This is a genomic window from Alkalibacterium sp. MB6, assembly GCF_009935905.1.
Classification (GTDB): Bacteria; Bacillota; Bacilli; order Lactobacillales; family Carnobacteriaceae_A; genus Alkalibacterium.
In genome coordinates, this window is the sequence record NZ_PREX01000006.1 from 19,180 (window position 1) to 42,108 (window position 22,929).

Consider the following 22,929-nt stretch of genomic DNA (forward strand, 5'->3'; position numbering starts at 1 on the left):
AAAAGACGCATACGGACACCGCTTAGTATCCGTATGCGTCTCACAATTTAATACAGCACCAGCAGAAGCAACTCTGCGATTGGTGGTACTGTAACAGATCAAATCAGCCAGTTACTCCCGCACATGTTATTTAAATGATAGGTTAATTATAAATAACTCCACTAATAAAAGCAAGGATTATCTCTCCTAATAGGCGCTTATAATTATTAAGATTGTTAAAACAATAAGGTGTATTAACATGACTTAAAAACTGTATAATGTAACTAATTAAGTACCAAGTGTTGACGATTAAGTGACAAATTAGTTTTAACCTACACATAACGATGGAAAAATGTTAAAATGTGAATGATTTGTTTACAAAGATGAGCGAATATGGTTGATATTTGGTCAGAGTGATAGATCCCAATGAGGATAAAACAAATCGGTTAATTACCATAGACAAAGATAATTCTTTTCTCAATTAAATGAATAAAGTCACGATTACTGTGGCGAGAAGAGACCATGAATGGATCCCTTTTAGAGAGGAACAAATAAGCTAATGACTATTACAAAACTAAAACGAGAGTTTCCAGATACGATAATAAAAGGAAATGAACCCTTATCTTTATATACTTATACTAAAACGGGTGGACCAGCTGATGCTTTAATTTTTCCCAGAAAGATTGAAGAAGTGCAAGCACTAGTATCATGGCTTCATAAAGAAAAATGGCCTGTAACGATACTAGGTAATGCGAGCAATTTAATTGTCAAAGATGGGGGCATTAGAGGTGCGACCATTATTTTGACCAAGATGAACCAGATTACTGTTGAAGACAATAGCATCACAGCCTTAACAGGAGCAGCCCTTATTGAGGTAAGTAAACGGGCCTACCAACATGACTTGACCGGTCTTGAATTTGCTTGTGGTATTCCTGGAAGTATTGGCGGAGCTGTATACATGAATGCAGGTGCTTATGGCGGAGAGGTTAAAGAAGTGATCAAATCAGTCACTATACTGACCCGCACGGGAGAATTAAAAGAAGTGAGTAATCAAGATATGGACTTTTCCTATCGCTATAGTAAATTACAAGACACTGATGACATTGCAGTTAAAGTTACTTTTGAGTTAAAAGTAGGCGAACCTAGTGAAATTAAAGAAAAAATGGATGAATTGACGTATTTGCGTACATCGAAGCAACCATTAGAATTTCCATCCTGCGGTTCAGTCTTTAAGCGTCCGACAGGTTACTTTACGGGTAAACTTATACAAGATGCTGGACTCCAAGGATTGACTTGGGGAGGCGCGCAGATTTCGACTAAACATGCAGGTTTCATCGTCAATATAAATAAAGCAACGGCTACAGATTACATTGAATTAATCGAACACATCCAATCCGTTATTTATGAAGAAAATGGCGTGAAACTTGAAACAGAAGTGAAAATCATTGGGGAAGACCCAATCAAAGAAGTGAAAACAGGGGCGTCATTCTTTAAACGGCCACAGTCTACACTACAGGCCAGTTTACCGATCGATACTATTATGCCTGTGATGGACGAAAACTAATAGCACATTCAACTGAAAACGAACAAACTAATTAAGCAGCACGAACAGACTAAGATTTTTTCTTTGCCATCTGTTTGTGCTGTTTTTTGTTTGGATAAAGAGATAAATAAGGTACACTAGATCCAGTAAATAATATATCGGAGGAATGAAAATGAAGTTTGGTGTTATTGGATTAGGAACGATTGCTCAAAAAGCGTATCTTCCCATTTACACAACAGAGTTCCCACAGCATGAATGGTTTTTTTCAACGCGGGATAAAGCAGTGTTAGAACAGGTCAAAGAACGCTATGGCGTACCTGAGAATCAATTGTTTACAGATTGGAAAGAGTTAGCTGAAAAAGTAGACGCTGTCTTTATACATACCCCTACACACACACATGGTAATCTCATTAGTTATTTCTTGACAAAAGGTGTCGCTGTATTCGTAGACAAACCAATTAGTGATCAGTTGGATGAGACTAGGGAATTAATAGCACTGTCTAAAGAAACAGGCATCCAGTTAACAACCGGTTTTAATCGCCGTTTTGCTCCAATGGTACAGAAAATGAAAGAGATTGAAGGCATTAATCAGCTTCATTTGCAGAAAAACCAAGAGAATCGAACGGATTTTTCTGTCAGGTACCGCTTATATGATATGATGATCCACCCGATCGACACTGCTTTATATCTAGCAGGAGAATCACTCCAAGTCGTCCATTCAAAAGTCGTCGCTAATAAAGAAAACTTCATCCAAGCGACTGTGATGCTTGAAAATGCTAACACTCAAGTCTTTGTCTCTATTAACAATCAGTCTGGAGCACGAAAAGAGACCTATGAGTTGCAAAGCCCAGAAAAAACAGTTGTCCTTGATAACTTAATCGATTGGGCAGAATTTAAAGGAACAGATACCCTTCTTCGTAGAGCAGGTGACTGGGATACAACATTGGAGAAAAGAGGCTTTCTACCTATACTTCAAGTGTTTATCTCTTCACTAGAAGGAAACGTAGATAACCCTGTATCACTTGAATCTGCATTAGCTAGTCACGAAGTATGTGAATCGATTATACAGACCTATGAAAACCAACAAACCATTTAACAACGTTTAGTGAGAGAAGAAAAAACGACTTATTTTTAATGAGATAACATGGCAGTTGTCATCATTTTATCAGAGGGAAATCAAAGAGTTAATTGTAGAAAGATGGCATATTTATCCTTAGAGCGGCGGTTTTTTATACAGAACCGTCGCTTTTATATGAGTATTAAACTCTTGAGAAACAAAAGGGTTACGTTATGTATAGCTTAAAATAGTTCCCTGTCTTTGAAAAGAGAAGGGGTGTCAATTTTTGAACACAATTAAGGGTATTTATTCATCTAAAAACTAATATTATATTGCAAAATATTTACCACTAGCTATAATTATCTAAGTTAAAATAAAACTAAACGGTATTAAAGGGGTGTTTTTGTTGACAGAAGAGATTATTGTTTCCTTCCAGCAAGTTGAAAAAAGGTTCGACGATGAAAAAGTACTAAAAAATATTTCGTTTGAACTAGAAAAGGGTAAATTTTATACCTTGTTAGGTCCATCAGGATGTGGAAAATCAACTATTTTGAATTTGATAGCAGGTTTTACATTACCTTCTGAAGGGAGTATTTACTTAAATGGAGTGGAAGCAAAAGATACCCCTCCTAATAAACGTAAAGTAAACACAGTTTTCCAAGACTATGCCTTATTCCCGCATATGAATGTACTTGATAATGTGGCATTTGGTCTTAAAATGAAGAAAATGAAAAAAAATGTGATTAAAGAAAAAGTAATGGCTGCTTTACAATTAGTCCGTTTAGACGGTTTTGAAGAACGTGAAGTAGCCGAGATGTCAGGTGGACAAAGACAGCGTGTCGCTATCGCTCGTGCACTGGTCAATGAACCAGATGTTTTACTACTGGATGAACCTCTGTCTGCTTTGGATTTAAAATTGCGTACAGATATGCAATATGAGTTACGTGAATTGCAACAACGATTAGGAATTACTTTCTTATTTGTTACTCACGATCAAGAAGAAGCATTAGCCATGAGTGATGAAATAATGGTTATGAAAGAAGGCGAAATTATTCAAACGGGCACACCGATGGATATTTATGACGAGCCTATTAACCGTTATGTTGCTGACTTTATTGGAGAAAGTAATATAGTAGAAGCCCGAATGGTAGAAGACTATGTCGTTGCCTTTGCTGGAAAACAATTCGCATGTGTAGACGGCGGAATGAATCCTAATGAGAAAGTAGACATCGTTATTCGTCCGGAAGACCTTGTGTTAACCGATTCCGAAGAAGGTGCCATTCAAGTCACTGTTGACTCTCAACTCTTCCGTGGTGTTCACTATGAAATTATTGGCTACGACAGCGAAGGTAATGAGTGGATGGTCCATTCGACTAGAAAAACAGAGCCGGGTAAACAAGTCGGTCTGCAATTTGAACCAGAAGATATTCATATCATGAGATTAAATGAAACCGAAGAGGCATTTGACGAGCGTATTGAACAATTCTCGACAGGTTTTGATAGTAATGAAGAAAGTGAAGGAGTCGATGTCAATGCTTAAACAGCGTAAAGCACTGTCTGTGCCATATTATTTATGGATCGCTCTCTTTGTTATTGCTCCCGTATTCCTTCTTTTGTATCAGTCTTTTCAAAACATAGATGGGTCATTTTCCTTAGCGAATATACAGACTTATTTCACGTCTACAGTCTATTTGACTATGACACTGCAGTCTTTTTTATATGCCTTTGTTATTACTGTAGTCGCCTTATTAATTAGTTATCCGGCTGCCTACTTTTTGACACGCGCAAAAAACAAGCAGCTATGGCTGTTGGTATTAATATTACCAACATGGATTAATATTCTATTAAAAACGTATGCCTTTATTGGTATTTTAAGTCAGACTGGAGCAGTCAATCAGTTCTTTGAATTTATTGGTCTGGGTACTCAACCCTTACTATTTACTCGTTTAGGCTTTATTATTGTAGCAACGTATATCGAGATACCTTTTATGTTGCTGCCAATATTTAATGCTATAGATGAAATTGATGACTCCATGGTCTTTGCTAGTCGAGATTTAGGAGCTAATGAGTGGGATACCTTTAGATCAGTTATTTTCCCTATGTCTATGTCAGGTGTCAGAAGTGGTGTTCAAGCTGTTTTCATTCCGTCGTTATCCTTGTTCATGTTAACGCGTCTGATTGCCGGAAACCGAGTCGTGACATTAGGAACAGCTATTGAACAACACTTCCTTGTAACTCAAAATTGGGGCATGGGATCAACAATGGGTATTGTATTAATTATAATTATGTTCGTTGTTATGTTTCTGACGGGTAAAAGACGTAAAGGGGGACAAAGAGGATGATAAAAAATAATAAAGCATCAACCATGTATTTGCTTATCGTATTTATCCTACTATATGCTCCTATCGCTTATTTAATTTATTACTCCTTCAATGCAGGGGGGACGATGAATCAGTTTACTGGTTTCACATGGGAACATTATCAATCGTTAGCCAGCGATACACGTTTAATAACGATTGCGTTGGATACATTACGAGTGGCTTTGTTATCAGCTTTAGCCGCAACGATTATTGGAACACTTGGCGCAATTGGAATCTATTATGCTAAATTAAGACGCACACAGACTATTTTATTGAGTTTAAATAATATCTTACTGGCATCTCCAGATGTTATTATAGGAGCAAGCTTCTTATTATTGTTTACCCTAGTCGGTTTTCGTTTAGGCTTCTATTCCGTTTTGCTGTCACATATTGCTTTCAGTATTCCCATTGTCGTCTTAATGGTACTGCCAAGACTAGAAGAAATGAACACTAATATGTTGACTGCAGCCAGAGACTTGGGTGCTAGCCAATTGCAAGTACTGAAAGAAATCATCTTGCCAAGCATCACTCCCGGGATCTTAGCCGGATTCTTTATGGCTTTCACTTATTCAATTGATGATTTTGCCGTCACATTCTTTGTTACAGGAAACGGATTTGCGACATTGTCTGTTGAAATTTATTCCCGTGCCCGTCAAGGGGTGAGCTTAGAAATTAACGCATTAAGTACCTTGTTATTCCTCGTTGCTATGGGAATAGTCGTCGGTTATTACTTCATCCAAAAACAACAAAGACAAAGAAAGAAAACGGCACAAATAGATCCAACCAACCATGAGAAAGCGGTGACTCCATAGTGAAAAAACTGACCTTCATTTCATTACTTGTTATAGCATTTACGGGTATCATTTATTTTGCCAGTCAAATGATTGAACGGGCACAGGGAACGAGCGGATCAGATGTTTTTCATTTATACAATTGGGGAGATTATATCGACCCAGATTTGCTGACTCAATTTGAAGAAGAAACAGGATACCGTGTCGTTTATGAAACGTTTGACTCCAATGAAGCGATGTATACAAAAGTGGATCAGGGTGGGACGAGTTATGATCTCACAATCCCGAGCGAATATATGATTGAACGGATGATTGATGAAGATCTCCTTGTTCCGCTCGATCATTCGCGTATAGAAGGATTGAATCATATTAATGATGATTTTTTGGATCTATCTTTTGACCCCGGAAATCAGTATTCCATTCCTTATTTTTGGGGGACGCTAGGTATTGCTTACAATGAAGATCTCATAAGCAATCTAGAACTATCCTCGTGGGAAAGCTTATTCGATCCTGCTTTGGAGAACAGTATTTTAATGATTGATGGGGCGAGAGAAGTTATTGGTATTGGCCTTCAAAGCAATGGCTATTCCCTTAACTCGAAGAATGAGAAGGAGCTAGAAGAAGCTGCCAATACACTAGTTGATTTAGCCCCTAACATTAAAGCTTTAGTTGCTGATGAAATCAAAATGTATATGATCCAGGAAGAAGCAGCTGTTGCCGTCACCTATTCAGGTGAAGCAGCAGATATGATGTGGGAGAATGAATCAATTGTTTACGTTTTGCCAGCAGAAGGCTCGAATTTATGGTTCGATAATATGGTAATTCCTCGTACCGTACAAAATGAGGATGCTGCTTATGCCTTTATCAACTTCATGCTGGACCCGGAAGTTGCTGCTCAAAACGCAGATTATGTTGGCTATAGTACACCGAATGAATCAGCCATGAGTTATCTGCCAGAAGAGACTATTGAAGATGAACAGTTTTATCCAAGTCAAGAGATGATTAATCAGCTGGAAGTCTATGAAGACTTAGGTCCAGAATATACAGGTATTTATAATGAAATGTTCTTAGAGTTTAAGATGATTAAGTAATAGTCAAAAAAGAAGCAGACTGATTTTTTCGGATTCTGCTTCTTTTTTCTATGTTATAATAATGACAATGATTATAAAGGGTGGGCTGATAGATGAATCTTAAACAAATGGTAGGGTATAAAGCAGCAGAATTTATCAAAGAAGGTATGACAGTAGGTCTGGGAACCGGATCTACTGCTTATTATATGGTAGAAGCATTAGGTAAGCGAGTTAAAGAAGAAGGTTTAACGATTACTGGGGTCACGACGTCTCGTCGGACAACAGAGCAAGCTAGGGAACTTGGTATCCCATTAAAAGATGTGGATGAGGTTGATTACATTGACGTCACTATTGATGGCGCCGATGAAATTTCTGACGATTTTCAAGGAATTAAAGGTGGCGGAGCTGCTCATTTATTTGAAAAAGTAGTTGCTCAGCTTTCAAAAGAAGTCATCTGGATTGTTGATGAAAGTAAGATGGTTAAAGAGTTGGGAGCATTTCCCTTACCAGTTGAAGTGGTTCAATTTGGAAGTGGCCAAGTGTATCGTTTATTTGAAGAAAAAGGTCTGAATCCTGTTTTCCGCCAAACGGATGAAGGCGAGAAAGTGTTAACAGATTCTGGGAATTATGTTATAGATTTACACCTGTCAGTCATTGATAAACCGCATGAATTAGCCCAGTGGTTGGATAGTTTAACAGGCGTTGTCGAACATGGGTTATTCCTCGATACAGTGACTAAAGTCATTATTGGAAAAGAAGACGGTCCAGTCGTAAAAGATGTTAAACGATAAAAAACAAAACAGACCACTAACCCATCTAGACTTGGATATAGTGGTCTGTTTTTTATTGTCAAATCAATTATTGATTATTATATGCCTTTTTTCTTCAGTTGAATAAGCATATCTTCGGTCATTTTCTCTAAGTTAAATCTTGGAGAGAAACCCCATTCTTTAGATGCTACGGTTGTGTCAATAGCATTGGGCCAAGACTCTGCAATGCTTTGTCTAATGGGATCCACATCGAAAGTCAGATTGAACTCTGGAATATGAGCTTTTATCGCTCGTTCGAAATCTTCAGGCGCCACACTCATGGCACTCACATTGTAGGCATTTCGGTGAACAAGTTGCTCACTATTTGCTTCCATTAGTTGAATAATGGCGTCTACTGCATCAGGCATATACATCATATCCATATACGTTCCCTTATCGATAAAGGAAGCATAGCCTTGTTTTCTCAAAGCTTCATAGTAGATATCCACAGCATAGTCAGTCGTCCCACCACCTGGAAGGGTATCATAGGATATTAGACCTGGGAAGCGGACACTACGAGTATCCACTTCAAATTTTTGATGGTAATAATCGCCAAGTAATTCACCACTAACTTTAGTCACGCCATACATGGTGCTTGGACGCTGAATGGTTACTTGTGGTGTTTGATCTTTAGGCGTATTGGGTCCAAAGGCGCCAATAGAGCTTGGAGTAAAGAAAGATAAATCATATTCTCTAGCCATCTCTAAAGCGTTTATTAAACCGCCCATGTTTAAATTCCATGCCAATATCGGTTTAGCTTCTGCCACTGCAGAAAGCAATGCGGCTAAATGAATAATGGTATCGACAGAATAGTGTTCGATCAATTCTTTCATGCGCACAATATTGGTGACATCCAAGATTTCAAAGAGACCGTCAGTAACGACAGGAGAATCTTCTGGTTGTTGAATATCTGTAGCGATAACATTGTCCACGCCATATTTTTTGCGCAATGCCACAGTCAATTCAGATCCGAGTTGGCCTAATGCACCAGTAATGAGTATTTTTTTCAATGTAATTCCTCCAACACATTCGGTTTCATAACTTATGTAGCCAATAAGGAGAAGAACTCTCCTTATTTTGGCTTTTAAATTGCATTAGCTAATAACGTTCAATTCTTTTCCGACCTTTTCATAGATGGCTAATACTTTGTCTAACTGCTCTTTCGTATGAGCGGCTGTAGGCATGTTTCTGACTCGACCTGTTCCACGAGGGACGGTTGGGAAGACGATTGACTTCGCATAAACACCTTCTTCAGTTAAACGTTTAGAGAAGGCCTGAGCTTTTTTCTCTTCACCAATAATACAAGGTGTAATCGGTGTCTCAGAATTTCCAATCTCAAAACCTAAGTTCTTAAGGCCTTCTTTAAGGTAACGGCCATTGTCCCATAGGCGGTCATGTTCGTCCGTTGAGTTTGTCATGATATCAATGGCTTCCATACAAGCTGCCGCAGCTCCAGGTGTTAAAGAGGTAGAGAATAGGAAGGGGCGCGCACGCACTTTTAACCAATCAATTAAGTTTTGCGTTCCAGCAACATAACCACCGACTACGCCAACAGCTTTTGATAGAGTGCCCATTTGGAAATCTATTTTATCTTGTAAACCGAAGTGCTTAACTGTTCCAGCGCCTTTACCCATCACGCCAGATCCGTGAGCATCATCCACATAGGTGATTAAGTCGAACTCTTCAGCAATTTCAACGATTTCTGGCAGTTTGGCTACGTCTCCATCCATTGAAAACACACCGTCAGTTATATACATAATCTTCTCGTATAAACCACTTTCAACGGCTTCTTTTGCCTTAGCTCTTAAGTCGTCCATGTCTTGGTGTTTGACACGAATCACTTTAGCGCCAGATAAACGGCACCCATCGATAATCGATGCATGGTTTAATTCATCGGATAAAATAGCATCATGTTTGTTCATGACAGCAGAAATCGCCCCCATGTTACAGTTGAAACCAGACTGGAAAGCAACTGCCGCTTCCGTTTGTTTGAACGCCGCAATTTTATCTTCTAGTTCATCGTGAATGGTCTGTGTGCCATTAATCGTACGAACAGCTCCGGCTCCTACACCATAAATGTCGGTGGCTTCATTGGCTTTTGCTTTTAAGCGCTCATCGTTAGAGAAGCCCAAATAATTATTGGAAGACATATTGATTAATCTTTTCCCATTAACTGTAATTTCTGCTCCGTTGGGACCTTGTATCGTATCGATTTCGTTATATAGTCCATTATCTTTCAGCTCTTGTAAATTCGATTCTAAAAATGAATTCAGTTTTTGGCTGGTCATGGTATCTCTCCTAGCATTTATTTTTTCATCCTTAACAAGTTTACCATTCTTTTGAAAAATGGTGTAGTCAGTATGGCTTTTATGGGAATATTCTCATTCTTATTCGATAGATTTTCAATGTCTTCTTAGAGAAATGTGCTAAAATGGGCAATATAATGAGATAATGATAGGAGAGTACACCATTATGCGAATGATTGATTTAATTGAGAAAAAGCAACACAAAGAAGCATTAACTGAAGAAGAAATTAAATGGATGATTGAGAACTATACATCCGATACCATCCCTGACTACCAAATGAGTGCAATGGCTATGGCAATTTATTTTAATGGTATGGATCAAACTGAACGCAGTGCGATGACCATGGCAATGGTTGAATCGGGGGATCAAATTGATTTGTCGGCTATTGAAGGCATTAAAGTAGACAAGCACTCTACAGGTGGAGTAGGTGACACAACAACTTTAGTATTGGCTCCATTAGTTGCCAGTGTCGGTGTACCCGTTGCTAAAATGAGTGGTCGTGGACTTGGGCATACAGGTGGAACCATCGATAAATTGGAAGCCGTTCCAGGTTTCCACGTTGAATTATCTCAAGAAGAATTTATTGACTTAGTAAATAAGAATAAAGTAGCTGTTGTAGGTCAATCAGGGAACTTAACACCAGCCGATAAAAAGATTTATGCTTTGCGAGATGTAACGGGTACCGTAGAGTCGATACCTTTGATCGCAAGCTCAATTATGAGTAAAAAAATCGCAGCTGGAGCAGACGCTATCGTTTTAGATGTTAAAATCGGTGCTGGAGCTTTCATGAAAAATGAAGAACAAGCTAGAGAATTGGCTGAAACAATGGTCAGTATCGGACAGTCTGTCGGCAGACAAACAATGGCAGTCATATCAGATATGAGTCAGCCTCTAGGAAATGCCATTGGAAATAGTTTAGAAATTAAAGAAGCGATCGATACACTAAAAGGTGAAGGACCAAAAGATTTGACTGAGCTGTGTCTGGTTTTAGGAAGTCAAATGGCTTACTTGGGTGGAGTCGGTTCCACGCTCGAAGAAGCGCGTGAAAGACTAGAAGAGAACTTGAAAAATGGCAAGGCGCTTGAAACCTTTAAAACCTTTATTGCTTCTCAAGGCGGCGATGCATCAGTTGCCGATAATCCTGATGAAGTCATGGAGCAAGCTAAGTATGAGCAAGACATTAAAGCTCAAGAATCTGGAGTCGTCTCAGAAATCGGTGCTGATCAAATCGGTATTGCAGCAATGATGCTTGGAGCCGGAAGAGAAACAAAAGACAGTGTTCTAGATATGACGGCAGGGTTGTACTTGCATAAAAAGGTGGGCGACAAAGTAGAAGCAGGAGAAACCTTGGTCACTGCCTATTCAAACAAAGAAATAAGTGAATCAATCAAAGAAAAAGTATTGAATAATATTCGTATATCAGAGCATGCTGAAGAACCAACATTAATTTATACCATTATAAAATAAAGGTAACCGTACACTAGAAGCCCGTTCGAAGCAGGATTTACTGCAAGCGACAGGCTTCTTTTTAATATTAAAAAAACAGTTATTCCGTGGTATACTGGATAGAAAATTGTCAGAAAACAAAGATAAGAGGGGTAATATGCAAAAAAATACAATAATGAATGGAATGAAAGCCAGTCTGCCCATTATGGTAAGCTATATCGCTTTGGGTATTGCATGTGGCATTGTGCTGTTCGATGCAGGGTTTAGTTTAGCAGCTATTTTCTGGATGAGTTTACTTATTTATGCTGGAGCAGCTCAGTTTCTAGCAGCCAGTATGGTTACTCTAGGTGCTAGCTTCCCGTCCATCATTTTGATGGTGTTCTTTTTAAATTTAAGGCATGTACTCATGTCAGCCAGTTTATCTAGCTACGTTAAAGATAAATCATTCGGCTTTATCGGACTATTTAGTCATTTGATGTCTGATGAGTCTTTTGGTATCAATTATTCCCGTTTTAGGGATGGGAGTTGGACTGCAGACGAAGCATTGGTGACAAGTGTATCGAATTACTCAACGTGGGTAATCAGTACAGTGATTGGTGGAGCGATAGGTAGTCAGTTTCCAATCAATACAGTCATTATGAATTATGCCTTGATTGCCATGTTTTTATGTATGATGGTGCAGCAGTTTGTTTCAAAAGCGCACCTCTTAGCAGGAGTGGCGGCGGTCATAGCGACTGTTGTATTAAGGCTTGTGCTTCAACACAATATCGCGCTTGTCTTTGCGACCATTATTGCTTCTTTCATAGGCTATTTTTTGGAGAGTTACACTGATATTAATAAGAAAGGGAGTCGAACCAATGGGTAATTATTATGGATTAATAATAGGCATGGCAGTAGTGACTTACTTTCCTCGATTTCTACCCATGCTTCTGTTGAGTAAAAAGGAAATATCACCGTCTTTTAGTAAGTGGATGTCATACATACCAGTATCTATATTCGCATCACTGGTCGCCTCAGATGTCTTTTTTTGGGAAAACGACTTTAATCTTTATCCAGCCGTCAACTTGAAACTCATTCCTACATTACTGGTATTAGTAGTAGCAATGAAAACGAGAAGTTTATTGTGGTCTATGCTGACTGGGATCGTCAGTATGACAGTGCTATGGTACGTGTTATAACTGGTTGTAGATAGTAAATGAATGTTTAACGTAAAGCAGGTCGTTTCAAAAGAGTTTCCCCAAGGTAATCCGCCCATTGTTCAGGCCAGCAAAAAGAATAAGGTACGCCGTATTGTTTTCTGAGCTGCTTGTAGCGGTTCAACCGGGACCATGCTAATGAAACAAAGCCAACAGTAAAGAGGTACAGTGGTCCAAGAATTAAAGATTGGATGGTATGCCCGTATTCATGGACGGAGATTCGGTCACACCGCTCTTTTAGTATAGAAGGCTGAGTAGGTGAAGCCCTCAATAAGTTGGGTTCATTTTCATCTGGGACAAAAATAAATAAGCCAAGCGATATGCCGTTCATCGTTTTCCATTTAGTCCGAATGGATCCATGATACCAATCATGGGGTTGCTTATAAAAAATCAAGAAAAAGACAAAGCCCACCAAGCTTTGAATACAGCCCCAAGTGAGTTGAGCGGTGATATAAACGATATAATAAAAGAAGGTCCATATAACCGAGTGCTTTTTGTGAATCATTCTCTTCATCCTTTAAAGTGACGTGATAATTGATTATACATTAAATGAGTAGGAAAAAAGCTTCCCATTAAGAACGGGAAGCGTAGCGTTTGATATCGATATTGCGAGCGTAACTCCATTCAGCTGAGTCACCAGTGATAACTAAATCAGTTTGTTTTAGTTCATCGACTGTACGTGCTCCTAAAAGTGTCATAATGCGACTCAATTCCATTTTCCATGACGACACTGTTTCAATGGTCTTATCGACGTCATCTAAAGCCATATGCATAAACCAACTGGATAAGCCTGTTAAAGAAGCTCCAAGAGCAAGAGCTTTAACAATTTCCAGCGGACGACGGATGCCACCAGAAGCTATAATATTGGCAGTTGTCTCTGTTTCGAAAGCTTCTAAAAGAGAGACGACTGTTGTTTGTCCCCAAGATTCTAAATCATCCAACTTATAATCTTTTCGTCTATAATTTTCGATTTGGGCAAAGTTGGTTCCACCTTTTCCACTAATATCAATGAATTTTACCCCAAGAGATTCCAATAAAGTGATCGTTTCTTTACTCATTCCAAACCCAACTTCTTTGACAATCACAGGAACATCAAGGCCGTTAACGATGGATTGAATATTTTCAATCCAATTGGAAAATTCTCTGTCGCCTTCGGGCATAACTACCTCTTGAGGAGCATTTACGTGGATTTGCATGGCATCTGCTTTTAGTAAATCGACGACTCTTTTCGCATTTTCCAAGCCGTGACCTGCACCCAAATTTGCAAAAACCAACCCATTAGGATTGACCTCTCGAACAATTTCAAAAGTATCTTTCAAGCTGGGATCTTTAACAGCTGCGCTGACAGAACCGGTTGCCATGGCTAGTCCAGTTTCTCTGGCAATAATAGCTAGTTTTTCATTTACTCGGCCTGTCCAAGGGCTGCCACCCGTCATTGCATTAATGAAGAAGGGAACTGAAAAATCGAGTCCAGCTAAATGGACGGATAAATTAACATCTGTTACATCCATTTGTGGAAACGAATGATGAACAAAGTGCACATCTGAAAAAGAGGAGACACCATGATCATAAAATTTTTCGGATAAAGAGACGTGTTCATTTTTACGGTTGTTAGGCTTAGACATAAATGACACTCCAATAATAATTATTTAGTAAAAACAGTAAGGGGAAGGTGATGAATACCGTTAGCCTGCCACTCGTTAACGAGTGCGTGTTGGTCAACAAATCGATCTGCTAAGGCAATACCACAATCTCCACCGCCAGCTCCGGACGTTTTGGCTGCAGCACCAAACCGCTCGGCTGTTTCAATTAAACGCTGTAACTTAGGTGTTTCTAATACCAAACTTCTCATTTGGCTCATGTTCAGTAATAATTGTCGATTTAAGAGTATCTGCTCGTATATGATTGAGGTATGATTAGACCGAATACCTTCAATTAATTGCTCAACACACTGTTTACTCTCTAAAAGAAATTGCTCGTATGAATAGACAGATGTATGATGATCGTCTTTACTTGAATCTTTCATGCTTAGAACAAGGTTTTCTGTAGATGCAGGTGATGCAGTCCAACCGATGAGTAAATCAATTGCCTTTGGGGGCTCAATGGCTTCTATCTTTAATAACGGCCATGGTTTAAAGACTAACTCGCGTAAAGAGAGTGTCTTAGAATGAGACAGGACCCATTGTTTATCAAAGCTTGAATAAAGGAGCCAGCCGGTAAATGCTGCCGCTGCTAAATCTCCAAAAGATCCCCGACTGCCGAGAGATAAGTGTGATAGAGCAGCTAGCTTATAAATGATTTCGTCTGTCACAGTCAATGAGACGGACTTTAATATGGCTTTAATAGTTGCAACGGTTACTGCGCCACTCGAACCTAGGCCATATTTAGTACCAGAGTCATCGGTTAGCTCACTTTCAATGGTGAGGGTATAATAAGGTAACAGTGTGTCGTGCTCATTTATAAAAGCTTCTGTCACAGCTATTGTAGCCATTAAGATATCAGCTTTTGACTGCTTTGTCATCAAAAGTGGACCATCATCAGACCGTTGCCATTCTACCGGCTCTTCAAAAAGAGCGGGAGATACAATCGTACCCGACGATTGTTCGCTGGGAGTAAGAGAAACCGTAATGAACCGGTCGACTGCAACAACAATGGCAGGGTTCCCTGGTTCGGTCACTGCATACTCGCCAGCAACATACAATTTCCCTGGTGCTTTAGATCGTGAGTCTCTCATAGCATCACCTTGTTAACACATGAAGGCCAGGTCCAGGACGGGCTTCAATTAATCGACTGGTATCAAAGTGTTCACTTAATAATCGTTTTAATTCAGCTAATTCGGATGCTTTACAAATTAATTTGACATTTGGTCCTGCATCCATGGTGAAATGGACGGCATAACCTTTTTTGCGCAATTGTCTAACAGCATCCATTGCTTTCATGCTTTCAGCTGACCAGTAGGTAAATGGAGGTATGGCTCCTAGTGTCGTTGCGTGCATTTTCAAAGCACTACGTTCAGCAATCTCACCAACTGTATAAACATCGCGTTTAGAAATAGCTTCTTTCATATTAGTTAAGTCACCATCAACAGTTTGTAACCAACCGTCGTAAAAAGGAGAGGTTTCAACTGTGCGGCGCATACCTTCGCGGCTGGATACATCTTTTTTTGCATCATTCACGACAATAAAAAGCATACCAATATCCCAATCAGCATCGTCAACGGGAACAGCAAAAGACGTTTTATCATCGTAACCTTTGATCCATTCAGCAAACCCACCGTAAATACTGCGAGAAGCTGAACCTGATCCTATTCTAGCCAATCTGGATAAGTCTTTTTCAGACAATGATAACCCAGCAGCGTGACTAGCCGCACCCGCTAAGGCAGCAAGACCGGATGCTGAGGAAGCTAATCCAGCTGCTGTTGGCACGTGATTGATACTTTCCACTCGTGCATGTGATGAGATCCCAGCCATTTCACGTACACGGTTTAAAACGACTTGGACTTTTTTTAATGACTCATGACCCTGTAATACGCCATCTAGTACCAACTCATCTTGATTTAAAGAATCATCGAACAAAACCTTTGTATCCGTATAAAAAGCATCTAAAGTAAGAGAAAGGGAATGATTCATCGGAATAATCAACTCTTCATTTTCTTTACCCCAGTACTTAATCAGGGCAATATTTGTATGTGCCCGTACCCAACTACTCATCTGTTTCCTCCCCAAGAGCATGAATCCATGTTTCAACAGCTCCATGCTCCATTAATTTATAAGCGATTCTTTTGGCTTGTTTAGACGTTTTGGCCAACGCAATCATGCATCCGCCACGTCCGCCGCCTGTCAATTTTGCTCCAAGCGCTTTGTAAGCCATCGCTGTATCGACTAATTTATCCAAAGCGTCATTACTGACATTGAGTTTTTTTAAATGCTCATGAGTCTTAGACATTAAACACCCTAGTTCTTCCGGATTATTTTCTTCAATCGCAATTCTAGCTTGTTCGGTTAACCGACCGATCGCTTCAATAATGCCTTTGGTTTTGTTATAAGACGTTTTCACCTGCTCAGCTACATCTTCTACAGCTTGTCTAGTCTGCCCCTTCAAACCTGTATCGGCAGCAATTAAGTAGCCAGACAGCCGTAAAGGAAAAGGAGTGAAATGACTATCTTTTTTAAAAAAGACAGGTTGCTCGCTACTGGTCACTCGAGCATCCAAACCGCTTGGATTACCATGAGCTATTTTTTCTCCTATATTGACATACTCGAGTAATGTATCGTAATCCAATGGCTCATCGAAATAAGAATAAAGAGCCCGAACCAAGGCTGTTGTAACAGCAGCACTTGACCCCATTCCTCGTTCTGGTGGGATGAGACTGGATATTGAAATAGACATATAATCAAGGGGCTGTTCCAAATCTGTACAAATCGATTCGATAACTGATTTTAAGTTCAACAATGAATCAGGGATAGTTGACACATCTCCTTGATAATAGCTAGAATTCAACTGGCTACTACCTAAAGTCGGCTCGATAGTCACTTCAACCGGAGTTGCAAGAAAAGGGAGAGCGATGGCAGGCTCGTTGTAAACGACTGCATGCTCACCTATTAGAATGATTTTACCGTGGGCTGTTCCCACTGCTTGCTTATAGAGAGTTTTCATCTGTTCAACTCCTGTATTCTCTCATTAGTTAATCGTTATAATCATAACTTATTTCATAAATAAACTCTAATTTATGTTACCATTATTAGTTTAAAAAACGGTAAAGTTTTAATTAAATTCACAAAACCTAGGGAAATAGTCGCTTATATAGTATATATGTGAGCAAATATCTGTTAAACTGATACAGATAAAGCATATTTAGGACTATAATGGAGGAAGACCGCATGAAAGAATCGGATTCTTTTTATATAATTGACAGAGATGAATGGAAAAAACTAAATAAATATAAAGAAATCAATTTGACCGATCAAGAAGTGGATTCGTTACGGTCTTTAAATGATCAAGTATCAACACAAGATGTTAAAGATATTTACTTGCCAATTCTACAAGTCTTGCATAAGTATATTAAGCACTACCATGAGAGGCAAACCGAAATAAGACAGCTTTTAGAGAGACCGGAAAAGAAAAATCCCTATATTATAGGAATCGCAGGAAGTGTGGCTGTTGGCAAAAGCACATTGGCTCGTTTTCTTAGAACCATGATGTCCCGCGCTTATCCAGATCAAAAAGTCAGTTTGATTACAACTGATGGGTTTTTGCATCCAAACGAAGTGTTAATCGATCGAGGGATACTAAATCGCAAAGGCTTCCCGGAAAGTTATGACATGCATCGCTTAATTAGTTTTATGGGGGATGTGAAAAGTGGGCGCCGTAATATTAAGGTTCCTTTGTATTCACATAAATTATATAACATCATACCTGACCAATATGAGGTTATCGATCAGCCAGATATATTGATTGTGGAAGGGATAAATGTCTTGCAACTACCTACGAGTGAAAAGATATTTGTCAGTGACTTCTTTGATTTCAGTTTTTATGTCGATGCTGAACCCTACCGTATTGAGAAGTGGTATTTGGAGCGCTTTGGATTGCTGTTACAAACGGCTTTCAAAGATCCCACTAACTATTACTATTCTTATGCGATAGGGGATCGAAAAGAAGCGTTTAACATGGCTAAGAATGTATGGCGAACCATCAACTTAAAAAACTTGGAAGAATACATTATGCCGACTCGTTTTAGAGCAAATATGATTATTCATAAAACAACGGATCATTATATTGATCAAATTCTATTAAAGAAGCATTAACAAAGGAGTGTGATGGGTGTTGGTGAAAGAAGACGCGACTCGTTTACAGGAATTACAAAATGAAGTAAATGCATTAAAAAGGATGAATAAAGAGCTCTTGACTATGCAAGAAAAGCAGGACTCGCTTGAGTTTGCTTGGTCAGGCAATCTAGGGCATTGGTTTTGGGATTTTAAAGAGAATCAAGTTAGATTTAATCCATTGAAAGCGACCGCTTTAGGCTATGCTAAAGAGGAATTACCAGAGTATGTTACCTTTCAATTTTTCACTGATCGGTTGCATCCCGACGATTATGATCGGGTAATGGATGCGATGAGAGATCATCTATCTGGAAAATCGCCTGTATGGGAAGTGAAATACCGTATTGAAACAAAAAATGGTGACTATAAAACCTACTATGATAGAGGAAGAGTGACCCAAAGGGAAGAAGACGGTTCTCCTCTCTTTTTATCAGGTATTGTGTTTGATATATCTGAATATGAAACTGAGCGTGAAGAATTGCTAAAAGAAAACAGTGACTGGGAGAAACAAGTTAAAAAGGATACGATGACTGACCTTTATAATCGCTCAAATATCTTAGTGAAATTAGGACAAGCTATTGCAGAAGTGAAGTCCAAAAAAAGCCAAACTGTTTCAATGGTTTTAATTGATTTGGATAATTTATACCATCAAAATACCTTGTTTGGGCCCTTGTTTGGTGATGAAATCATTCTAAAAACGGGCGAGGCTATCAATGAGTCCATTAGTGAAATTGGTTATGGAGGCGTGTTTGAAGGCGGAAAATTTATGGTTGTGCTGCCTAATCATTCTAAAAAAGAAGCGACCCATATAGCAAAAACTATAAAAACAACTTTACAGGAAAAACAGTTTTCTGAACCGGCTGAAGTAACATGTAGTGTAGGAGTCACTGAATTCACGATTAATGATACAGTCAGCCAATTATTCAACCGTGCAGATCGTTTGTTAAGCAAAGCTAAAGAGCAAGGAAAAAATACAATAATAGCTGATTAAAAGCAAAATACATACTAAAGAAGATAGTTTATGGGAGTTAGAATGGGTGAATAATGTATGCAGAACAAAATAACTATTCTGGGTATTCCATTTGATAATATGACAAGAAAAGAATTTCTAAAAGCCCTTTACCAACGGATGGAAGATAAACAAAAAACCTTCCTCGTTACAGCCAATCCGGAAATTGTTATGTTTGCTAAGGATAACAAAGACTATTTTGATTTGTTACTACAGGCTGATTTCATAGCTCCAGATGGCATAGGTATTGTCAGAGCATCAAAAGCGTTAAATACACCGATTAAAGAACGGGTACCTGGATTTGAATTAATGATAGGTTTGTTAGAGTTAGCCAATTTACATCAGAAACGAGTTTACTTCATCGGAGCAAAAGAAGACATTATTGGTTTGGCTGTAGAAAATGTAAAAAAAGAATGGCCGTCAATTCGTATAGCTGGTTCGCATCATGGCTATTTTGATCACAATGACCCTGCAATAATTGAACAAGTAAAGGCCACTAAACCAGATATTGTCTTGGTCGCTTTTGGTTTTCCAAGACAAGAAAAATGGATTCAAAGGTATTTAAATGAGGCCTCTTATGGTATTGCTGTAGGAGTTGGAGGTAGCTTTGATGTTCTCTCCGGTAAAGTCAAGCGAGCGCCTTCCATTGTTCAACGTTTTCATGTTGAATGGCTGTATCGACTGATGAAAGAACCCTCTCGGTACAAACGCATGTCTGTCTTGCCATTATTTTTAAAAGAAATTCGTAAACAAAGAAAAAAGGTAAAGGACTTATGAAAGTTGCACATATAAATGCAGGTAATGAGTATGGTGGGGGCTTGGTTCACATCGTATCATTGTTAAAAACATTAAAAGATGAAACGGTAGATTTACTCGTGCTGGAAGAAGGTCCGGTTGCAAGAGCAGCTCGACAAGCCGGTATAAAAGTTTTTGTCTTTCAACAAACGTCTCGATATGATTTAAGTGTGTTGAAAAAATTAAAAACATTTATTGAAAGTAAAGATTATGACCTTATTCATTCTCATGGCCCCCGAGCTAATGCAGTAATGGCGGTGTTGCACACAAGACTTAAGGCCAAGTGGGTAACTACTGTCCACAGCAATCCCTTGCTGGATTTTGAAGCAAATGGCTTGAAGGGAAAGGTTTTTGAAAAGGTTAATAAACATGCTTTATTTAAAGCAGACGGGATTATTGCAGTATCTAATGAAATTAAAACTGTTCTAGAACATATGGGTATAGAATCTACTAAAATTGAAGTCATATTCAATGGCATCGCATTTCCAAAGGAGGAACTTGTCAAACGACCTCCTTCAGTGTTTACTATCTTAACGATTGGAAGACTTCATCCCATCAAAGGCTATAACCTAATGATGAAGACTCTTGGTGAATGGAAGCAAGCGAACTGGCAATGGATTGTTTTAGGTGATGGTGAAGAAGAAGAGACGTTAAAACTGTTGAGCCGCCAGCTGTCCTTGGATCACAAAGTTGAGTTTAAAGGGTGGACATCAGAAAAAGAGGTCAGGCAGTGGCTGAGTTTAACAACCATCCTCGTTCATCCGTCCTTAAGTGAAAGTTTCCCCATAGTTCTCTTAGAAGCAGCCGAACAACAGGTGCCGGTCATTGCTACCCGCGTTGGGGACGTCGACAAAATAGTAACAGATGATTCAAAGGGCTGGCTCATCTCTCCGAATAGTTCCAAAGAACTTGTTCAAGCACTTGATGAAGCCTATTTATTATGGCAACAGTGTCAATTAAATCAAAAAGGACAAGAATTGAATAAGTGGGCCAAGCAGTTTACATTAGATAAACAAGCCACACATGTCCTGTCTTTTTATAGTAAACTAATCAATTAAACCAGTTAGCTGATGCATATGCTTTCTGGTTTTTTGATTGTCAATCCTTATAAATACACTGATTGAACCGAATTCTTACATGTTTTATAGGACGGATTAGTAAACAGAGAATTCCCTGAATGAGGGAGAGTGTGGTATACTTGCTAACAGAGATTATTCTCGGCATAGGAGGAAATGGAATGTATCAAAGTTACCCAGATGACAGTCTGGCTCTACACACAGATTTATACGAGTTAAATATGATTTACACTCATTGGAAAAAAGGAAACCATGAAAAAAAAGCGGTATTTGAAATGTATTACCGTAGCAATCCATTCGGCATGGGGTACACGATTTTCGCTGGATTAGAACGAGTGGTCCACTTCATAACCAACCTTTCGTTTAAGGAATCAGATATCGATTATTTAAGAGAGGAAAAGAATTTTCCTGACGATTTTCTTGATTACCTAGCGAATTGGAGATTTAAAGGAACGATTCGTTCATTTAAAGAGGGAGAAGTTGCCTTTGCTAACGAGCCATTGATTCAAGTGGAAGGCCCTTTAGCGGATTGTCAACTGATTGAAACGGCATTACTAAATATAGTTAACTTTCAGACGTTAATTGCAACGAAAGCGTCTCAAATTAAGACAGCTGCTGGCAACGATCCTGTTTTGGAATTTGGTGCAAGACGTGCTCAAGAATTTGATGCTGCTTTGTGGGGAGCTAGAGCTACTTATATCGGTGGATGTGATGCTACCAGCAATACCCGAGCGGCTAAAGTATTCGGCATGCCTGCATCAGGAACACATGCTCACGCATTGGTACAAGCTTACCGCGATGAATATGAAGCATTCAAAGCATACGCTGAGACACACAAAGACTGTGTGTTTTTAGTAGACACGTATCATACAATTGATTCGGGTGTTCCAAATGCTATTAGAGTAGCGAAAGAGATGGGAGATAAGATTAACTTCTTGGGAGTTAGACTGGATTCTGGAGATTTATCTTATCTTTCCAAGCGAGTGAGACAGCAGTTGAATGAAGCAGGTTACCCTGATGCAAAAATTTATGTTTCCAACGACTTGGATGCTGAAACTATTTTAAACTTAAAAATGCAAGGTGCAAAAATAGACGTTTGGGGAGTCGGAACTAAAATGATCACAGCCTTTGATCAACCCGCACTAGGAGGCGTCTATAAAATTGTTTCAGTTGAAGGGAATAACAAAGAGATGCATCATACCCTGAAGTTGACCGGAAACGTTGCGAAAATTTCTACACCCGGTAAAAAACAAGTCTGGCGTATTCGTTCTTATAACAATACCAAGCCAGAAGGGGATTATGTTGCTCTGCATGATGAAAGACCAGATCAATTGGATGAGTTATTCATGTTCCATCCAGAGTACACTTATATTAATAAGACACTTAATGATTTTACAGCAAGACCATTACTAGAAGATATTATTGTTGATGGGGAACTGATTTACGACTTGCCTCCACTTGAAGATATTAAGGAGTACGCTCAGGAGCGGTTAGCCGAGCAGTGGGATGAACACAAGCGATTATTAAATCCTGAGCCTTATCCAGTAGACCTTTCACAAAAGTTGTATGATGCGAAAGTAGAAACAATTAAACTATTCAAAAAGATTGCGAAAAGCCCGACTGAAGAGAATAACGCTATTCTTTAACCTAATTAGAAGCGATATGATAA

The 22,929-nt window shown here is 39.0% G+C and carries 22 protein-coding genes; 15 read left to right on the top strand and 7 right to left on the bottom strand.

The genetic code is table 11. The features are described from left to right. Positions 1 to 538 precede the first annotated feature (538 nt). From murB to rpiA, 7 genes are all read left to right on the top strand, one after another. The gene (gene murB / locus C3945_RS03635; RefSeq protein WP_161878332.1) at positions 539 to 1,543 is read left to right on the top strand and encodes a UDP-N-acetylmuramate dehydrogenase; all 1,005 of its coding nucleotides are present in this window, start codon (positions 539 to 541) and stop codon (positions 1,541 to 1,543) included. 151 nt (positions 1,544 to 1,694) lie between these two features. Next, on the top strand, positions 1,695 to 2,618 hold the full coding sequence (locus C3945_RS03640; RefSeq protein WP_161878333.1) for a Gfo/Idh/MocA family protein: 924 nt from the start codon (positions 1,695 to 1,697) through the stop codon (positions 2,616 to 2,618). 367 nt (positions 2,619 to 2,985) lie between these two features. Beyond that, positions 2,986 to 4,119, top strand: coding sequence for an ABC transporter ATP-binding protein (locus C3945_RS03645; RefSeq protein WP_161878334.1), 1,134 nt, complete (start codon positions 2,986 to 2,988; stop codon positions 4,117 to 4,119). Continuing rightward, positions 4,112 to 4,921: an ABC transporter permease gene (locus tag C3945_RS03650; RefSeq protein WP_161878335.1), complete on the top strand. Its 810-nt coding sequence runs from the start codon at positions 4,112 to 4,114 to the stop codon at positions 4,919 to 4,921. Before C3945_RS03645 ends, C3945_RS03650 begins: the two co-directional genes overlap by 8 nt. Next, the gene (locus C3945_RS03655; protein ID WP_161878391.1) at positions 4,921 to 5,751 is read left to right on the top strand and encodes an ABC transporter permease; all 831 of its coding nucleotides are present in this window, start codon (positions 4,921 to 4,923) and stop codon (positions 5,749 to 5,751) included. The genes C3945_RS03650 and C3945_RS03655 overlap by 1 nt, the downstream gene beginning before the upstream one ends. Next, positions 5,751 to 6,821: an ABC transporter substrate-binding protein gene (locus C3945_RS03660; RefSeq protein ID WP_161878336.1), complete on the top strand. Its 1,071-nt coding sequence runs from the start codon at positions 5,751 to 5,753 to the stop codon at positions 6,819 to 6,821. The genes C3945_RS03655 and C3945_RS03660 overlap by 1 nt, the downstream gene beginning before the upstream one ends. Before the next feature lie 92 nt (positions 6,822 to 6,913). After that, a complete protein-coding gene (gene rpiA, locus C3945_RS03665) occupies positions 6,914 to 7,591 on the top strand; it encodes a ribose-5-phosphate isomerase RpiA (protein WP_161878337.1) in 678 nt (225 codons plus the stop codon). 77 nt (positions 7,592 to 7,668) lie between these two features. On the opposite strand, the gene C3945_RS03670 is transcribed toward rpiA, so the two are convergent. Then, positions 7,669 to 8,619: an L-threonine 3-dehydrogenase gene (locus C3945_RS03670; protein ID WP_161878338.1), complete on the bottom strand. Its 951-nt coding sequence runs from the start codon at positions 8,617 to 8,619 to the stop codon at positions 7,669 to 7,671. Positions 8,620 to 8,703: 84 nt separating this feature from the next. Next, positions 8,704 to 9,897 carry a glycine C-acetyltransferase gene (locus C3945_RS03675; RefSeq protein WP_161878339.1) on the bottom strand — a complete coding sequence of 398 codons (1,194 nt, stop codon included), beginning with the start codon at positions 9,895 to 9,897 and terminating at the stop codon, positions 8,704 to 8,706. Between the two features lie 184 nt (positions 9,898 to 10,081). On the opposite strand from C3945_RS03675, the gene C3945_RS03680 reads away from it, so the two are divergent. From C3945_RS03680 to C3945_RS03690, 3 genes are all read left to right on the top strand, one after another. Further along, positions 10,082 to 11,383, top strand: a complete 1,302-nt coding sequence (locus tag C3945_RS03680) for a pyrimidine-nucleoside phosphorylase (RefSeq protein ID WP_161878340.1) — start codon at positions 10,082 to 10,084, stop codon at positions 11,381 to 11,383. Positions 11,384 to 11,519: 136 nt separating this feature from the next. After that, positions 11,520 to 12,227, top strand: a complete 708-nt coding sequence (locus C3945_RS03685) for an AzlC family ABC transporter permease (RefSeq protein WP_161878341.1) — start codon at positions 11,520 to 11,522, stop codon at positions 12,225 to 12,227. Beyond that, positions 12,220 to 12,540: an AzlD domain-containing protein gene (locus tag C3945_RS03690; RefSeq protein WP_161878342.1), complete on the top strand. Its 321-nt coding sequence runs from the start codon at positions 12,220 to 12,222 to the stop codon at positions 12,538 to 12,540. The genes C3945_RS03685 and C3945_RS03690 overlap by 8 nt, the downstream gene beginning before the upstream one ends. 25 nt (positions 12,541 to 12,565) lie before the next feature. On the opposite strand, the gene C3945_RS03695 is transcribed toward C3945_RS03690, so the two are convergent. The 5 genes from C3945_RS03695 to mvk form a co-directional block, all read right to left on the bottom strand. Next, positions 12,566 to 13,063 carry a hypothetical protein gene (locus C3945_RS03695; protein WP_161878343.1) on the bottom strand — a complete coding sequence of 166 codons (498 nt, stop codon included), beginning with the start codon at positions 13,061 to 13,063 and terminating at the stop codon, positions 12,566 to 12,568. Positions 13,064 to 13,130: 67 nt separating this feature from the next. Beyond that, positions 13,131 to 14,183 carry a type 2 isopentenyl-diphosphate Delta-isomerase gene (gene fni, locus C3945_RS03700; RefSeq protein ID WP_161878344.1) on the bottom strand — a complete coding sequence of 351 codons (1,053 nt, stop codon included), beginning with the start codon at positions 14,181 to 14,183 and terminating at the stop codon, positions 13,131 to 13,133. 20 nt (positions 14,184 to 14,203) lie between these two features. Beyond that, positions 14,204 to 15,292, bottom strand: coding sequence for a phosphomevalonate kinase (locus C3945_RS03705; protein WP_161878345.1), 1,089 nt, complete (start codon positions 15,290 to 15,292; stop codon positions 14,204 to 14,206). A 4-nt stretch (positions 15,293 to 15,296) separates the two neighbouring features. Next, positions 15,297 to 16,268 carry a diphosphomevalonate decarboxylase gene (gene mvaD / locus C3945_RS03710; RefSeq protein WP_161878346.1) on the bottom strand — a complete coding sequence of 324 codons (972 nt, stop codon included), beginning with the start codon at positions 16,266 to 16,268 and terminating at the stop codon, positions 15,297 to 15,299. Further along, positions 16,261 to 17,214, bottom strand: coding sequence for a mevalonate kinase (mvk, locus tag C3945_RS03715; RefSeq protein WP_161878347.1), 954 nt, complete (start codon positions 17,212 to 17,214; stop codon positions 16,261 to 16,263). The genes mvaD and mvk overlap by 8 nt, the downstream gene beginning before the upstream one ends. Before the next feature lie 224 nt (positions 17,215 to 17,438). Between mvk and coaA the strand changes: the two genes are divergently transcribed. The 5 genes from coaA to C3945_RS03740 all read left to right on the top strand — a co-directional run bounded on the left by coaA (position 17,439) and on the right by C3945_RS03740 (position 22,906). Continuing rightward, positions 17,439 to 18,362 (top strand): type I pantothenate kinase, encoded by a 924-nt coding sequence (coaA, locus tag C3945_RS03720; protein WP_161878348.1) that lies wholly within the window; start codon positions 17,439 to 17,441, stop codon positions 18,360 to 18,362. A 16-nt stretch (positions 18,363 to 18,378) separates the two neighbouring features. Continuing rightward, entirely contained in the window at positions 18,379 to 19,371 is a 993-nt protein-coding gene (locus C3945_RS03725) for a sensor domain-containing diguanylate cyclase (protein ID WP_161878349.1), read from the top strand. Positions 19,372 to 19,428: 57 nt separating this feature from the next. Then, entirely contained in the window at positions 19,429 to 20,166 is a 738-nt protein-coding gene (locus C3945_RS03730) for a WecB/TagA/CpsF family glycosyltransferase (protein WP_161878350.1), read from the top strand. Further along, positions 20,163 to 21,242, top strand: coding sequence for a glycosyltransferase family 4 protein (locus tag C3945_RS03735; RefSeq protein WP_161878351.1), 1,080 nt, complete (start codon positions 20,163 to 20,165; stop codon positions 21,240 to 21,242). The genes C3945_RS03730 and C3945_RS03735 overlap by 4 nt, the downstream gene beginning before the upstream one ends. Before the next feature lie 179 nt (positions 21,243 to 21,421). Further along, complete coding sequence (locus C3945_RS03740; protein ID WP_161878352.1) at positions 21,422 to 22,906, top strand: nicotinate phosphoribosyltransferase; 1,485 nt, start codon at positions 21,422 to 21,424, stop codon at positions 22,904 to 22,906. Positions 22,907 to 22,929 lie beyond the last annotated feature (23 nt).

What these genes read in the sequence shown, in the direction of transcription:
- murB (WP_161878332.1), top strand. Translation starts at nt 539, where the DNA reads ATGACTATTACAAAACTAAAACGAGAGTTTCCAGATACGATAATAAAA.
- C3945_RS03640 (WP_161878333.1), top strand. Translation starts at nt 1,695, where the DNA reads ATGAAGTTTGGTGTTATTGGATTAGGAACGATTGCTCAAAAAGCGTAT.
- C3945_RS03650 (WP_161878335.1), top strand. Translation starts at nt 4,112, where the DNA reads ATGCTTAAACAGCGTAAAGCACTGTCTGTGCCATATTATTTATGGATC.
- rpiA (WP_161878337.1), top strand. Translation starts at nt 6,914, where the DNA reads ATGAATCTTAAACAAATGGTAGGGTATAAAGCAGCAGAATTTATCAAA.
- C3945_RS03675 (WP_161878339.1), bottom strand. Translation starts at nt 9,897, where the DNA reads ATGACCAGCCAAAAACTGAATTCATTTTTAGAATCGAATTTACAAGAG.
- C3945_RS03680 (WP_161878340.1), top strand. Translation starts at nt 10,082, where the DNA reads ATGCGAATGATTGATTTAATTGAGAAAAAGCAACACAAAGAAGCATTA.
- C3945_RS03685 (WP_161878341.1), top strand. Translation starts at nt 11,520, where the DNA reads ATGCAAAAAAATACAATAATGAATGGAATGAAAGCCAGTCTGCCCATT.
- C3945_RS03690 (WP_161878342.1), top strand. Translation starts at nt 12,220, where the DNA reads ATGGGTAATTATTATGGATTAATAATAGGCATGGCAGTAGTGACTTAC.
- C3945_RS03695 (WP_161878343.1), bottom strand. Translation starts at nt 13,063, where the DNA reads ATGATTCACAAAAAGCACTCGGTTATATGGACCTTCTTTTATTATATC.
- fni (WP_161878344.1), bottom strand. Translation starts at nt 14,183, where the DNA reads ATGTCTAAGCCTAACAACCGTAAAAATGAACACGTCTCTTTATCCGAA.
- C3945_RS03705 (WP_161878345.1), bottom strand. Translation starts at nt 15,292, where the DNA reads ATGAGAGACTCACGATCTAAAGCACCAGGGAAATTGTATGTTGCTGGC.
- mvaD (WP_161878346.1), bottom strand. Translation starts at nt 16,268, where the DNA reads ATGAGTAGTTGGGTACGGGCACATACAAATATTGCCCTGATTAAGTAC.
- mvk (WP_161878347.1), bottom strand. Translation starts at nt 17,214, where the DNA reads ATGAAAACTCTCTATAAGCAAGCAGTGGGAACAGCCCACGGTAAAATC.
- coaA (WP_161878348.1), top strand. Translation starts at nt 17,439, where the DNA reads ATGAAAGAATCGGATTCTTTTTATATAATTGACAGAGATGAATGGAAA.
- C3945_RS03730 (WP_161878350.1), top strand. Translation starts at nt 19,429, where the DNA reads ATGCAGAACAAAATAACTATTCTGGGTATTCCATTTGATAATATGACA.
- C3945_RS03735 (WP_161878351.1), top strand. Translation starts at nt 20,163, where the DNA reads ATGAAAGTTGCACATATAAATGCAGGTAATGAGTATGGTGGGGGCTTG.
- C3945_RS03740 (WP_161878352.1), top strand. Translation starts at nt 21,422, where the DNA reads ATGTATCAAAGTTACCCAGATGACAGTCTGGCTCTACACACAGATTTA.